Here is a 12,077-nt window from a genome sequence, read left to right on the forward strand (position 1 = left end):
CTCCCGAACCCCGAACGCGCGGTGCTTCGGCAACACCGCGGGGCACTCCGGTCGTTGAGCACCCTGTCCTTCATACGTGGCCCGGGGCGGAGGCGTTCACCGCGCCGGTGATCTTCTTCGGCCGGCTCCCGGGGCGCGCCCGTCCTTACCGTGCCGCCTCCCGCCCCGGCCGCCTATCTTGAGCCCATGACCAGCATCCCGCACGAGACGCCCGGTGAACCGGACCCGCTGCGCGTACTCACCCTCGACCGCCTCCGACGCCGCACGAGCATGAAATGGCGCACCTATCCCGAGGACGTGCTGCCGATGTGGGTGGCCGAGATGGACGTGCCGCTCGCCCCGGCCGTGGTCCGCGCCGTCACCGAGGCGCTCGACCTCGGCGACACCGGCTATCCGGCGGGCACCGCCTACGCCGAGGCGCTGGCCGCGTTCGCCGCCGGGCGCTGGGGCTGGGACGGGCTCGCCGTGGAGCGCACCGCGATCGTGCCCGACGTGATGCTGGGCGTCGTCGAGATGATCAAGCTGGTCACCGGGCCCGGGGATCCGGTGGTGGTCAACCCGCCGGTCTATCCGCCGTTCTTCCAGTTCGTCACCCACATGGACCGGCGCGTGGTGGAAGCCCCGCTCGGCGAAGGGCTGCGGATCGACCTCGATGTCCTTGAGGAGGCCTTCCGGACGGCGGTCGCCGGCGGCGGGCGGGCCGCGTACCTGCTGTGCAGCCCGCACAACCCGACCGGCACCGTGCACACCGCCGAGGAGCTGACCGCCGTCGCCTCGCTCGCCGCCCGGTACGGCGTACGGGTCGTGGCCGACGAGATCCACGCCCCGCTGGTCGCCGCCTCAGCCGCCTTCGTGCCGTATCTGAGCGTGCCGGGCGGGGAGCACGGCCTGTCGCTGATGTCGGCGTCCAAGGCCTGGAACCTGGCCGGGCTCAAGGCCGCCCTGGCCGTCGCCGGACCGGCGGCCGCCGCGGACCTGGCCCGGATGCCCGAGGAGGTCGGTCACGGCCCCAGCCACCTCGGCGTCATCGCCCACACGGCCGCCCTGCGGGAGGGCACGGGCTGGCTGGACGCGCTGCTGGCCGGCCTCGACGACAACCGGCGGCTGCTCGCCCGCCTGCTGGCCGAGGAGCTGCCCGCGATCCGGTACCGCCCGGCCGAGGCTACCTACCTGGCCTGGCTCGACTGCCGGGCCCTCGGTCCGGGCGACGACCCGGCGGAGGTCTTCCTGGAGCGCGGCCGGGTCGCCCTCAGCTCCGGGATCCCGTTCGGCACGGGCGGAGCCGGGCACGCACGGCTGAACCTGGCGACCTCGCCCGAGGTGATCACGGAAGGGGTGCGGAGGATGGCTTCGGCGCTCGGGTGACGCGGCCCTGACACGGTCCTCCTAGACTTGGGGGTATGGACGACTCGTCGCTGGAGCGGCTCGCCGCGGGCAAGTACCTGCTGTTCACCAGCTACCGCAAGGACGGAACCCCGGTCGCCACCCCGGTCTGGGTGGTACGGGACGGGGCCGCGCTCGGCGTCTGGACGGCCGCGGACTCCTGGAAGGTCAAGCGCGTCCGCCGCCGCGCGGACGTCCTCGTGGGCCCCTGCGACATGCGGGGCCGGCCGACCGGAGACCAGGTTCCCGGCACCGCCGAGATCGGTGACGCGGCCACGACCGAGCGCTACCGCGGCCTCATCGCCCGCAAGTACGGCATCGCCGGCCGGCTGACGCTGCTGGGCAGCCGGCTGCGCCGGGGGCGGGAGGGGACCGTCGGCATCACGGTGACCCTCGAGAACTGACCGGGCGGCCGGCCCCGCCGGTGTGCCGTACGCCGTTACGAGGCGTCCAGCACGGTGCCGTCCAGGACCGCACGGTCACGTCGGTGCCCGGCGCGCCCGCCGGGACGTCCACCCGCAGGTAGAGGCCGTCGACCTTGGACAGCGGCCGCTCCGGGTCCGGTGACGCGTCGGTGGCGTCCTCGAGCCACGCCGGGCCGACGTCCTTGGTGGACAGCTCCGGCCCGAAGACCGGGACCGCGGCGAACGCCGTGCCGAGGTCGACGTCGGCGGCCTCCGGGAGGGAGACCCGCCACTTCAGCGCCGCTCCCTCGGCGACCCGGCCGGCCACCGGGGTCACGCCGTTCGCCGGCGGCGGGGCCGGGGGCCGGGCCGCCGCGCTGCCGGTTCCCGGTGTCGGGCGCGGCGTCCAGCCGCCGCCCACCCGACCGGACCTGGAGGTCCGTCGGACCGGCCGGCCGTACGCCGTCGAGGCCGAGCCGGAAGCTGTGCCCGTCCTTCCCCGGTTCCGATGACGCCCAGCAGCCGTCCCGACGCACGGAACTCCACCCGCGCGCCCCCCCATCGGCACCCGCGCGGCCGACCGCCACACCGGTTGGGGTGCCGAGCGGGAACCGGAGAGGTGCCGGCCCGGCGGCAGCCGCTCGTCGGCCGCGGTCGCGAACGCCCCTGCTCCTGACCGTTGTCGTGCCTGTGCCAGCCCCGGAGATCCTGCCGCCACCGCGAGCGACACCGCGGCGGTGACCCATGTTCGCCGGGCACGGATCACAGCTTTTCCTCCCCCGACGCCGAGTTCGGACACCCCGGCGGTCCCGGGGGCCCTCGCGTTCCGGAGGACGGTGAGAGGCGGCTGGGGGGTGCCTGTGCGACGGAAGGCGGCTCCCGCGGCGCTGGTTCCCGGCCGGAGCCGTCAGCTCCAGGCGCGGTACGGCTCGTCGAGCAACTGGAAGACGGGCTCGCCGCGCACCGGGTCCTTCGCCGTGGACAACCGCACCCGGTCCCCGCTGTGGATGCCGACCGGCGGCCCCATCACGCGCCCGCGGACGACGAAGCCCTCGGCCATCTCGACCAGCGACACATTGCGCGCGGCGGGCGTGTTGCGGTGCACCACGCCGGAGTGGCGGACCGTGCCCACGCCCTCGCTGCGCTCGGTACGCAGGTCGCTGCCCTGGCAGACCGGACACAGCAGCCGGTGGTACATCGCGGTGCCGCACCAGTTGCAGCGCTGGAAGACGAGGGCGTCCCCGGAGTCCGCGGCCCGGGGGTCGAGGACGCCCGTCGCGAAGCCGGCCGCCGGACGAACGGCGCCTGTCGAATGGTGGTACACGCTGGCAACTCCCTGCACTCGGCCGGAATCCGCGTGCCCGGCACGGGCCGTGCACACGCGTGCCCGGTTCACCGTGCCACCGTGCACGCCGACAGAATATGGCACTCAGTGCCACTCGTAAAGGCACTCCGTACCCCGAATCTGCGTCAGCCGGCCCCGGGTGCCGGCGGATCAGCCGCGGCCGAGCGCGGACTCGAGTTCCTGCACCACCCGCCACAGCGGCGCCCCGCGCCGGGAGACCAGCACGATCACGTCATCGGCCCGCGGTTCGCCCGGCACCACCACGCTGGGCAGGCCGAAGGCGGACTGCACGTACTCCAGCGCACGGTCCACCGCCGCGCTCGCGTCGTCCTCGCCGCCCGAACGCAGCCAGCTGCGCAGGGCGTTGTTGTGTGCCGCGACCACCGCCGCCGCGATCACGTCGGCCCGCAGCGTCCCGTCGGGCCGGCCGGCGAAACGGCCCCGCAGGTACGCGGCGAGCGCCCGCTCGTACCGCCACACCACCGACAGCTCGTAGGCGCGCAGCCCCGGCACCTTCTTGGTGAGCCGGTAGCGATGCACGGAGAAGGCGGGGTTCTCCGCGTACATCCGCAGGACGAGCCGGGCCGCGTCGCAGACCCGCCGCACGGGCTCGTGCTCCGCGCCGCTCGCGGCCAGGAAGGCGGTCATGTCGGCCAGGCAGCGCTCGTGGTCGGGGAAGACCACGTCCTCCTTGGAGGGGAAGTAGCGGAAGAACGAGCGCCGGCCCACCCCGGCGAGCGCCACGATGTCGTCCACCGTGGTCTGTTCGTAGCCGCGTTCCAGGAACAGCCGGAAGGCCGCCGCCACCAGGGCGTCCCGCATGGGCGGCTTCGCGGCCGCCGCCGCGCTGCTGGAGCTCATGGGCGCGAACGTAGCACTCGTCCCGATCTCCTGGCACTGAGTGCGGCTTCCGGGGAACCGAGTGCTTTTTTGAACTTCGCGGGCGGTGCGTGCGTATCTCTGCTCAGGGACGGAAGGAGAGCGTAGTGCCGACACCGCACGATCAGGCCGGGCCGGACCGTGGCCCGGTCCTCGAACCCATCCGTGTCCTGCGTCCCCGCCGCCTCGACCGGCTCGCCGAACTGATGCGGGAGATGGAGCAGGACGCGGCCCGGGCCAAGGCCTCCCCGGAGCCGGCCGGCCCCGATGCGTTCGCGGGTCCGTCCGGCCCGGAGCCCTGGGCGGGACCGCCCGCCGAGGACGACACCGAGGAACTGCCGCGCGTCTTCGATACCCGGCCCGGGCCGCGGCCCGCCGCTTCCGGCGGGTCCTCCGCCTCCGGGTCCTCCGCCTCCGGGCGCTCCGGCTCCGGGCGCTCCGGCTCCGGACCCTTCGGATTCGGCCCCGGACTGCGCCGCGCCGCCGTCGCGGTCGCCGTCACCGCGGCCGCGCTGGTCGGCTTCGGCTGCGCCCTGCTGCTGCCCGGCCGTCAGGACACCGCGTCCGCCGCCCAGCCCTCCTCGCCCGCGACCTCCGTCACCCCTACCGAACCGGCCGGCGCCACGCCCACCGCCGCGGCCGACCCGGACGGAGCCGGCACCCTCCGCGAGGGCGACAGCGGTCCCGAGGTCACCGAGTTGCAGGAGCGCCTGCTGCGCATCCCGGACGTCTACCGCGACGGCTCCACCGGCGGCCGCTACGACGCCGAACTCACCGCGGCGGTGGCCCGCTTCCAGCTCTGGTACGGCATCAGGGGCGACGAGGACGGCGTCTACGGCGACGACACCCGCCGCTCCCTGGAATCCCGTACCAGCCTCACCACCGGGTGAGACGGGGGCGGATCGGGGGCACCCGTGGACCGGTACGACGGTGAGCGGCGGGCGGTGCGACGGAGGTGAGGCGGGCATGGCGGACTCCGAGGTGTTCACGGGCCGGCTCGACCCGGACATGTACGTGGTGACGGCCGCGGCGGGGGACGAGCGCTCGGGCTGCCTGGTCGGATTCGCCTCGCAGTGCTCCCTGGAACCCGTGCGGTTCGTGGTCTGGCTGTCCAAGGTCAACCACACCTACCGGGTCGCCCTCGACGCCGAGTGCCTCGCCGTCCACCTGCTCACCCGTGAACAGCACGAGCTGGCCGCCCTGTTCGGCGGGGAGACCGGCGACCGGGTCGACAAGTTCACCCGCGTGCCGTGGACACGGGGCCACGGCGGGGCGGCCGTCCTGCGGGACGCGGCGGCCTGGTTCGTCGGCACCGTGCGGGGACACGTCGACGGCGGCGACCACACCGGCTTCCTCCTCGACCCCGTGCAGTGGGGCGAGGGGCGGGCGGGGTCCCTGTTGCGGCTCGGCGACGCCCTTGCCATCGAGCCGGGTCATCCGGCGGACTGACCGGGCGCGGCACCCGGTCGAACACCCGGGATGGGGCGGGGAAGACTTCCTGCGGTGCGCGAGTGGGTCACCATGGGCGGCGTCCCGCGGCCGGTCTCCCGCCGCCCGCACCCGCGGACGATCCACCGGACGAGCGAAGGCCACGCCCAGGACCGCCTTCCACACCCTGGTGCTGCCCGCCGTGTCCCTGCCGGCCGCTCTCGTCGGCCTGTGCTGGTACCGGCGCCACGGCGGCGACGACCAGGACCTGCCCCCGGCGTCCGTCCCCGGTCACCGTCCGTTCGCGGCCGGTACCCGTATGTCCAGCACGCACACGTCGTCGCGCCGCTCACCCGCCAGCATCGAGGCGAGCAGGGGCTCCAGGGCACCGGGGCCTTCGCCGTCCTGGGCCAGGACGGCCGCGGCCAGCCGGGCGAAGCCCGCGTCCAGGCCCTCGCCGGGCCGTTCGACCAGGCCGTCGGTGTACAGCAGCAGCCGGTCCCCGGGTTCCAGACGGCACTCGGCGGCTTGGTAGACCGGCGCGCCGGACGCCCCGAGCAGGATGCCGGCGGGCCGGTCGAGGAAGCGCGCCTCGCCCCCGCGCAACAGCAGCGGCGGCGGATGCCCCGCCTGGGCCCAGGCGAGCCGGCGCTCCTCGGGCTCGTAGTGGGCCAGGACCATGGTGGCGGTGCTGCGGCTGTCCCGGGAGTGCAGCAGCAGCATGTTCAGCCGGGCCAGCGCACCGGTCAGCGACGAACCCGTGCTGACCATGCCCTTGGCGGTGAAACGGAGCTGGGCCATGGTGGCGACCGCGCCGATGCCGTGCCCCGCCACGTCGCCGACCACGAACAGCGCGGTGTGGTCGGGCAGTTCGATGGCGCTGAACCAGTCGCCGCTGACATGGATCTCCGACTGGGCGGGCACGTACGCCACGTCGACCCGCAGCCCGGCCAGCTCGACCGGTTCGCTCGGCAGCGGCAGCAGCGCGTGCTGCAGCCGGGCGGCCATCGCCCGCTCCGCCTGCAGGATGCCGCGCTGCATCAGCACCGCCCGCTCGCTCTCCACCAGCGCCAGTTCGGCGCTGCGCTGGGCGGTCAGGTTCTGTACGAAGCCGTGCACCTCGACGGGCGTGCCGTCCTGGTCCGCGACCGCCTCCGCGACCGCCCGCAGATGCCGGACTCCCTCCGTGGTCCTGGTCCGGAACGGTACGTCGATCGGCCGTCCGGTGCGGAGGATTTCGGTGACGGCACGGGAGACGGCGGGGGCGTCCTCCGGCAGTGCCAGATCCGGCAGGCGCTGCAGGGCGACCGGGCCGCGCGCGGGATCCCGGCCGAGGACGGAGTACGCCTGGAGCGACCACGAGGCCTCGCGGGTGACCAGGTTCCAGTTCGCCCAGCCGAGGTTGCCCAGCCGCTGCACGTCCGCCAGCCGCTGCTCCTGGCGCTCGGAGGGGTGGTGCCGGATCCAGCTGACCACCAGTCCGTCGCCCAGCCGCGCGGCCCGCACCGAGTAGGTGGTGGTCTGCGCGGCCTCGTCCATCATGTCCTGGTACGCGAAGGGTTCGCCCTCGTACGGTTCCCCCGTCGTCAGCGCCGTGAGGTACCCCTGCCACAGCGACTCGCCCGCGACGGACGGGTAGCACTCCAGCACGCGCAGGCCGATCAGGTCGCGTCCGGTGCGGCCCAGGACGTCGACCGAGTCCGGCGTCGCGGCGTCGATGCGGTAGTCCTCCACCTCGCCCGCAGCGGAACGCAGCGGGGTGAGCAGGATCGCCGTGCCCGGGAGTACGTCGAACACGGTCTGCACGGCGTCGGCGACGCCGCTGGCGCGGGGCTCACCCGATGCGTCGAAGGCGCGTAGCCGGCCGGCGCAGAGCCGGGCGACGGCCAGCAGGAACGCGCGCGTGCGGGGGGTGAACGGTTCACCGTGCGCGCGCAGCACCCCGAGCGCCACGTCGGCCGTCCGCCCGGTCGGCACGGGCAGCCAGGCACGCGAGCGCCACCGCTCGGGCGGATCCCCCATCAGCAGGTACCGCGTCCGGTCCGAGGGCAGGTCCTCCAGCCAGCGCGGCTCCCGGTTCCGCAGGGCCTCCAGCGGGGCGAGCCGGCCGAGCGGCGGGACGTGGCGCCACTGGGCGGTCAGCGTGCTGTCCACACCGGCGTGCCCGATCAGTTCGAGCCCGCCCTCCGGCAGGCGCCTGAAGAGCAGGACGGCGTCGGCCCCGGCCTCCGGCCCGAGCCACTCCAGCAGGCACACCGCGAGCTCCCGCGGCGAGCCCACCCGCACCAGCGCCCTGCCGAGCTGCCCCAGCGCCTCGGAACGGTCGTCGGGTCCCGCGGTCGGCAGGGCGGTGCCGGTCCAGAGGGGCCCGCCGGCCGGGCCGGAGCCGGCCGGCGCCTCGTGGCCGGCCGCGTCCTCCGCGTCTCCCGCCGCACGGGGTCCCTCGCCTCCCGCCGCACGGGGTCCCTCGATCCCCACCGCGCGCGGCCCCGCGTGCTCGGCCGGTCGTGCCGCCTCGTCGAAGCCGTTCAGCGGCGGCATCAAGGCACCCAGGGTCAGCCAGCACTCCTCGATGAGCGTGCGGTTCCCGGCCTTGGCGCGCTGGAGGAGTTCGTCGTGGGCACGGTCGGGCGAGTACCCGGTGAGCGCCATCAGGGCGCCCTTGGCCCGCTCCACGACCGCCGACGTCGCCGCCTGCTCCTGGAGCCGGTCCATCTCCGCGCGCTGCCTCGCCACGACTCTGGCCAGCGCCGCCAGGTCGGGAACGCCGGTCTGCGCGGGAGGCAGGGGCTCGCTCGTCACGCGAACGAGCATTGCACACCGGAGCCGGTCCGATCACGCCCGAGGCGGGCCGGGGTTCCCCGGGCCGGGTGCCGCGCGGGCCGGCGCGGCCCTCATGCCGGTTCAGCGACCGGTGCTGTGCCTGACCAGCGCCTCGGTGACCGCCCGGACGCTGCGGGCGATGTGCTGGAGCTGGAGCACCTCGGCCGCGTACATCTTGATCGTGTGCTCGATGACCGACTCGGGCATACCGAGCGTGGGGAGTTCGGCGCGCGCGGTCTGCAGCGCGGTCCGGGCCACCCGGATCTCGTGCTGGACCTGGATCTGGGCATGCCGGGCGAGCAGCACGGGATGACGGATCAGCGCCGGGTAGCTCGCGTAGCGGGCCGGGACCAGCTCGCGCAGCCACTTGGCCGCCGAGCGCTCCCAGTCGTAGCTTCCGGGCGTCTTGACCTGGCAGGGCCAGTCCGGGCCGGTGCGCGTGGTGGTGAGGGTCATGGTCATCGCTTCCGGGTGTGCGGCGTCGTGAGGGGTGGTCCGACGGAGGTGGGGCGGCCCCGGCCTAGGGGATGGCCGGGGCCGCCACGGGCGCTCGCGCAGGCGATGCCCGATCGAACTCCCCCGGCGCCGACGCGGGTAGGGGACGGCGGCTGGGGGTGTCCGTGCAGGGGCCCCGGACGTCGGTGCCGGCGCGGCGTGCGGTGGTGCGTGCGCATGGGCGTTCCGTCGGCTTTCTCGGGGCACGTGCGAGAGGTGAGTCCTTGGGTGCGGAACGCGCCCGGAGTGGGCCGGGTGCGATCCGTGAGCAGTATTTATATATGCCGTCGGCTTTGCAAGGCGTATGAAAACATTCATGCGCGCTTTAGGTTGAATGATCCCGCTACGCTCCGGTTCGCGGAGTCCGCCGTCAGTCCTTCAGGAAGAACTGGTGCTGGTCGGCCACCTGCTCGTACTCCTCCAGCCGCGCCTGGGTCCGCTCGGGGTCGGCGTCGGTCATCGCCTGGAGCAGCGCGGCGGCCAGCAGACCGGGGGCCGCGTAGGAGTCGAAGACCAGCCGGGAGCCGGTGCCGGTGGTGAAGGTGACGTCGGCCTCGTCGGCCAGCGGACCGAGCGCGAGGTCCGTGATCAGGGCGACCTTCAGGCCGGCGCCGCGCGCGACCCGGATCGCGGTGAGGGTCTCCTGCGCGTGCCGGGGCATGCCGAAGGCCAGCACCCACGTCCCGCCGGCCTCGCGCGACTGCAGCAGCGCGTCGTAGGCCACGCTGCCGCCCCGGGTCACCAGCCGTACGTCGGGGTGGATACGGCGTGCGGCGTAGGCGAAGTACTCGGCCAGGGAGACGGAGATGCGCAGGCCCAGCACGGTCAGCGGGGCGGACCGGGACAGCTCGCGGCCGACCTGGACGACCCGGCCGGGGTCGGCGAAGTCCCGCCGCAGGTTCTCCAGGTTCTGGATCTCGGCGTCGACGGCCGCCTGGAGTTCGTTGCTGCGGTTCTCCTCGGCCGCGAGGGGGCCGCCGGCGAGGGTGCCCAGCGCGATCGACTGGAGCCTCTCCCGCAGCGCCGGGTAGCCGCTGAAGCCGACCGCGGCGGCGAACCGGGTCACGGACGGCTGGCTCACGCCGGCCCGGTCGGCGAGGTCGGTGATCGACAGGAACGCGGCTTCGGTGATGTTCTCGATGAGGTACTGGGCGATACGACGCTGCCCGGGCGACAGCCGGGGGCCGTCGAAGAGTTCACGGAGCCGGGAGGTCGGGGACGCGTCGGCCTCCGGGACGGCCTTGCCCGAGGTGATCGCGGACGCCTGCGCGCGTGCCTGCTGGGGCGATGGCACCGGTGCGCCTCCTTTGTCTCCCACGAAGCTCAACATAGCCCACGGACCGTGGTGACCAGGGCTTGAGCGGGAACAACGGGCCCTCCCGCACGACGCGCGCACGACCGGGACCCGGCGAGGGCCGCACCCCGGGCGCGCAGGGCGCCCGGACCGGCCCGCGTGCGCGGCGGCGGGACCTTCGCGACGAGCCGCGGCGCCGCAGGACCGGCGCGGCAGGACCGGGGCCGCAGGACCGGGGCCGCAGGACCGGGGCACAGGACCGGCGCCGCAGGACCGGGGCCGGCGGGCGGCGCTCAGCGACGGTAGATGGTGATCGAATGACCGACGTCGTCGACCGGGCGGCTGCTGCCGATCAGTTCGGCCAGCCGTCCGCGCGCCTTGGCGGCCGAGGAGTCGGACACCACGAGCAGCCCGTGCACCTCGCTCAGCGGCGCCCGGCGCGGATCGGCGGCGTGGATGCCGTAGTACGCGGGCACGCCGCTGCCCTTGTAGACCAGCCAGACCCGCTCGCCCGGGTACCGGTCCGCCAGCCGGTCGGCGAGCCGGCCCAGGTCCTGTCCCCAGTCCACGTTGGAGTCGTGCAGCCGCAGACGCGTCTTCGCCGGTCCGCCGAACGCCTCGTTGGAGTACGGCAGGTAGTACGGGAACGTCCGCACGGAACTGACCGCGACGAACAGCACCAGCGCCCCCGTCACCACTCGAGCCCACCGCCGTCGCACCGCGAGCGGGCAGGCCGCCGCGACCGCCAGGAACATCGGCACGAAGACGGCGTACCGGGTGCCGAAGTCCCGTGAGCCGGTCATCGCCGCGGCCAGCAGCACGGCGGGCGGCAGCAGCACGTACGGCGCCGCGGGCCGCAGCCGGCGCACCCGCAGCACGGCCACCGTCCCGGCCGCCCACAGCGCCAGCATGCCGAGCGGGGTCTTCACCAGCAGGGCGGCCGGCAGGTAGTACCAGAGCGAGCCGGTGTAGAGCCGCCCGAACAGATAGCCCTGCCACGGGCGGTCCTCCAGGGAGAACTGCACGAGCATCCCGTCCCGGTACGCGCGCGGGAACGGCAGCAGACCGGCCAGGCGCCCGCGCAGCCCGTGGACGACCGGCACGGGGTCGGCGGGCGCGAAACGCAGCCGGGGGTCGACGGCCAGATAGCTCACCCACACGACGGCGACCGCGGCGGCGGCCACGACGGCCGCCGCTGCCAGCCCCCGCACCAGTGCGCGGCGGCGATCGGCCCCGGCCCGCGGACCCACGGCCAGGACGGCCGGCAGCATCAGCACCGGCAGCGCGGCCAGCGTGTTCATCTTGGTCGCCAGGGCCGCCCCGAGCGCCGCCCCCGCGAGGGGCAGGTACAGCCGGGGCCGGCGCCGCGCCCGCCACACCAGCCACGCCGAGGTCAGGACGAACCCGGCGGACGGCACGTCGAGGGTGGCCAGCGAGCCGTGCGCGATCACGTCCGGGGAGAAGGCGTACCCGGCGAGGGCCACCAGCCCGCCCGCCGTACCGGCGGCCTCGCGGGCGAAGGCGTGCACGACCAGCCCGAACAGCAGCGTCAGCGCGATCACCGGCAGCCGGGCCCACAGCATCAGCCGCCATGGATCGTTGCCGGACGCGTAGAGCAGACGGCTGCCCACCCGGCCCTGGTCCGCGTGGTACGACGTGTCGTAGTGCGGGTCGGCGACCGCGATCCCCGCCATGATCACCAGCTTGCCGAGCGGCGGGTGCTCGGGGTTGTAGTACACGCGGTGCTCGCGCAGGTAGTCGGTGGCGGTGGCCACGTACACCGGCTCGTCGATCGTGGGCGTCTGCCGCACGGCCGTGGTCACCATGGCCACGGCCATCTGCGCGAGCAGCAGCGCCACCAGCAGCGGCACCAGCCACCGCCGGTGGCGGCGCAGCGCGGCGGACAGGCGCGCCCGCACGGGTGGTGCCACCGGCGGCGCCGTGCCGTCCGCCCGGGGGGCCTCGGGTGCGAGGACCGAGTGCTGTTCGCGCGTCATCGTCCGCCCTGCGGTGTCCCGCGCCGGCC

Annotated in this window: 11 protein-coding genes; 4 read left to right on the forward strand and 7 right to left on the reverse strand. The window is 74.7% G+C overall.

Going from position 1 to position 12,077, the window contains the following annotated elements:
• The first annotated feature begins 186 nt into the window (after positions 1–186).
• Positions 187–1,365: an aminotransferase class I/II-fold pyridoxal phosphate-dependent enzyme gene (locus ABZX30_RS21730; RefSeq protein WP_355935686.1), complete on the forward strand. Its 1,179-nt coding sequence runs from the start codon at positions 187–189 to the stop codon at positions 1,363–1,365.
• A 35-nt stretch (positions 1,366–1,400) separates the two neighbouring features.
• Positions 1,401–1,787 (forward strand): PPOX class F420-dependent oxidoreductase, encoded by a 387-nt coding sequence (locus tag ABZX30_RS21735; protein ID WP_355935688.1) that lies wholly within the window; start codon positions 1,401–1,403, stop codon positions 1,785–1,787.
• On the opposite strand, the gene ABZX30_RS21740 is transcribed toward ABZX30_RS21735, so the two are convergent.
• From ABZX30_RS21740 to ABZX30_RS21750, 3 genes are all read right to left on the reverse strand, one after another.
• Complete coding sequence (locus ABZX30_RS21740) at positions 1,765–2,124, reverse strand: hypothetical protein (protein WP_355935691.1); 360 nt, start codon at positions 2,122–2,124, stop codon at positions 1,765–1,767. The two genes, ABZX30_RS21735 and ABZX30_RS21740, sit on opposite strands and share 23 nt — an antisense overlap.
• Before the next feature lie 570 nt (positions 2,125–2,694).
• On the reverse strand, positions 2,695–3,111 hold the full coding sequence (locus ABZX30_RS21745; RefSeq protein ID WP_355935693.1) for a zinc ribbon domain-containing protein: 417 nt from the start codon (positions 3,109–3,111) through the stop codon (positions 2,695–2,697).
• A gap of 171 nt (positions 3,112–3,282) precedes the next feature.
• A complete protein-coding gene (locus ABZX30_RS21750; RefSeq protein WP_355935696.1) occupies positions 3,283–3,993 on the reverse strand; it encodes a TetR family transcriptional regulator in 711 nt (236 codons plus the stop codon).
• Between the two features lie 125 nt (positions 3,994–4,118).
• Here ABZX30_RS21750 and ABZX30_RS21755 point away from each other — a divergent pair, with 125 nt between their 5' ends.
• Both ABZX30_RS21755 and ABZX30_RS21760 read left to right on the forward strand, forming a co-directional pair.
• Positions 4,119–4,901 carry a peptidoglycan-binding domain-containing protein gene (locus ABZX30_RS21755; protein ID WP_355935698.1) on the forward strand — a complete coding sequence of 261 codons (783 nt, stop codon included), beginning with the start codon at positions 4,119–4,121 and terminating at the stop codon, positions 4,899–4,901.
• Between the two features lie 76 nt (positions 4,902–4,977).
• Positions 4,978–5,460: a flavin reductase family protein gene (locus tag ABZX30_RS21760; protein WP_355935701.1), complete on the forward strand. Its 483-nt coding sequence runs from the start codon at positions 4,978–4,980 to the stop codon at positions 5,458–5,460.
• A 270-nt stretch (positions 5,461–5,730) separates the two neighbouring features.
• Here the strand turns inward: ABZX30_RS21760 and ABZX30_RS21765 are convergent, their stop codons facing one another.
• The 4 genes from ABZX30_RS21765 to ABZX30_RS21780 form a co-directional block, all read right to left on the reverse strand.
• Complete coding sequence (locus ABZX30_RS21765) at positions 5,731–8,241, reverse strand: SpoIIE family protein phosphatase (protein WP_355935704.1); 2,511 nt, start codon at positions 8,239–8,241, stop codon at positions 5,731–5,733.
• Between the two features lie 102 nt (positions 8,242–8,343).
• A complete protein-coding gene (locus ABZX30_RS21770) occupies positions 8,344–8,724 on the reverse strand; it encodes a hypothetical protein (protein WP_355935707.1) in 381 nt (126 codons plus the stop codon).
• Positions 8,725–9,127: 403 nt separating this feature from the next.
• Positions 9,128–10,051 (reverse strand): MurR/RpiR family transcriptional regulator, encoded by a 924-nt coding sequence (locus tag ABZX30_RS21775; protein WP_355935710.1) that lies wholly within the window; start codon positions 10,049–10,051, stop codon positions 9,128–9,130.
• A 293-nt stretch (positions 10,052–10,344) separates the two neighbouring features.
• Complete coding sequence (locus ABZX30_RS21780; RefSeq protein WP_355935713.1) at positions 10,345–12,048, reverse strand: phospholipid carrier-dependent glycosyltransferase; 1,704 nt, start codon at positions 12,046–12,048, stop codon at positions 10,345–10,347.
• Positions 12,049–12,077: the final 29 nt, after the last annotated feature.

Source organism: Streptomyces sp. NPDC004542, assembly GCF_040610035.1.
Taxonomy (GTDB): Bacteria; Actinomycetota; Actinomycetes; order Streptomycetales; family Streptomycetaceae; genus Streptomyces.

Bases quoted from the DNA above. Each gene is read 5' to 3' on its own strand.
- ABZX30_RS21735 (WP_355935688.1), top strand. From the start codon at position 1,401: ATGGACGACTCGTCGCTGGAGCGGCTCGCCGCGGGCAAGTACCTGCTG.
- ABZX30_RS21760 (WP_355935701.1), top strand. From the start codon at position 4,978: ATGGCGGACTCCGAGGTGTTCACGGGCCGGCTCGACCCGGACATGTAC.
- ABZX30_RS21730 (WP_355935686.1), top strand. From the start codon at position 187: ATGACCAGCATCCCGCACGAGACGCCCGGTGAACCGGACCCGCTGCGC.
- ABZX30_RS21780 (WP_355935713.1), bottom strand. From the start codon at position 12,048: ATGACGCGCGAACAGCACTCGGTCCTCGCACCCGAGGCCCCCCGGGCG.
- ABZX30_RS21770 (WP_355935707.1), bottom strand. From the start codon at position 8,724: ATGACCATGACCCTCACCACCACGCGCACCGGCCCGGACTGGCCCTGC.
- ABZX30_RS21750 (WP_355935696.1), bottom strand. From the start codon at position 3,993: ATGAGCTCCAGCAGCGCGGCGGCGGCCGCGAAGCCGCCCATGCGGGAC.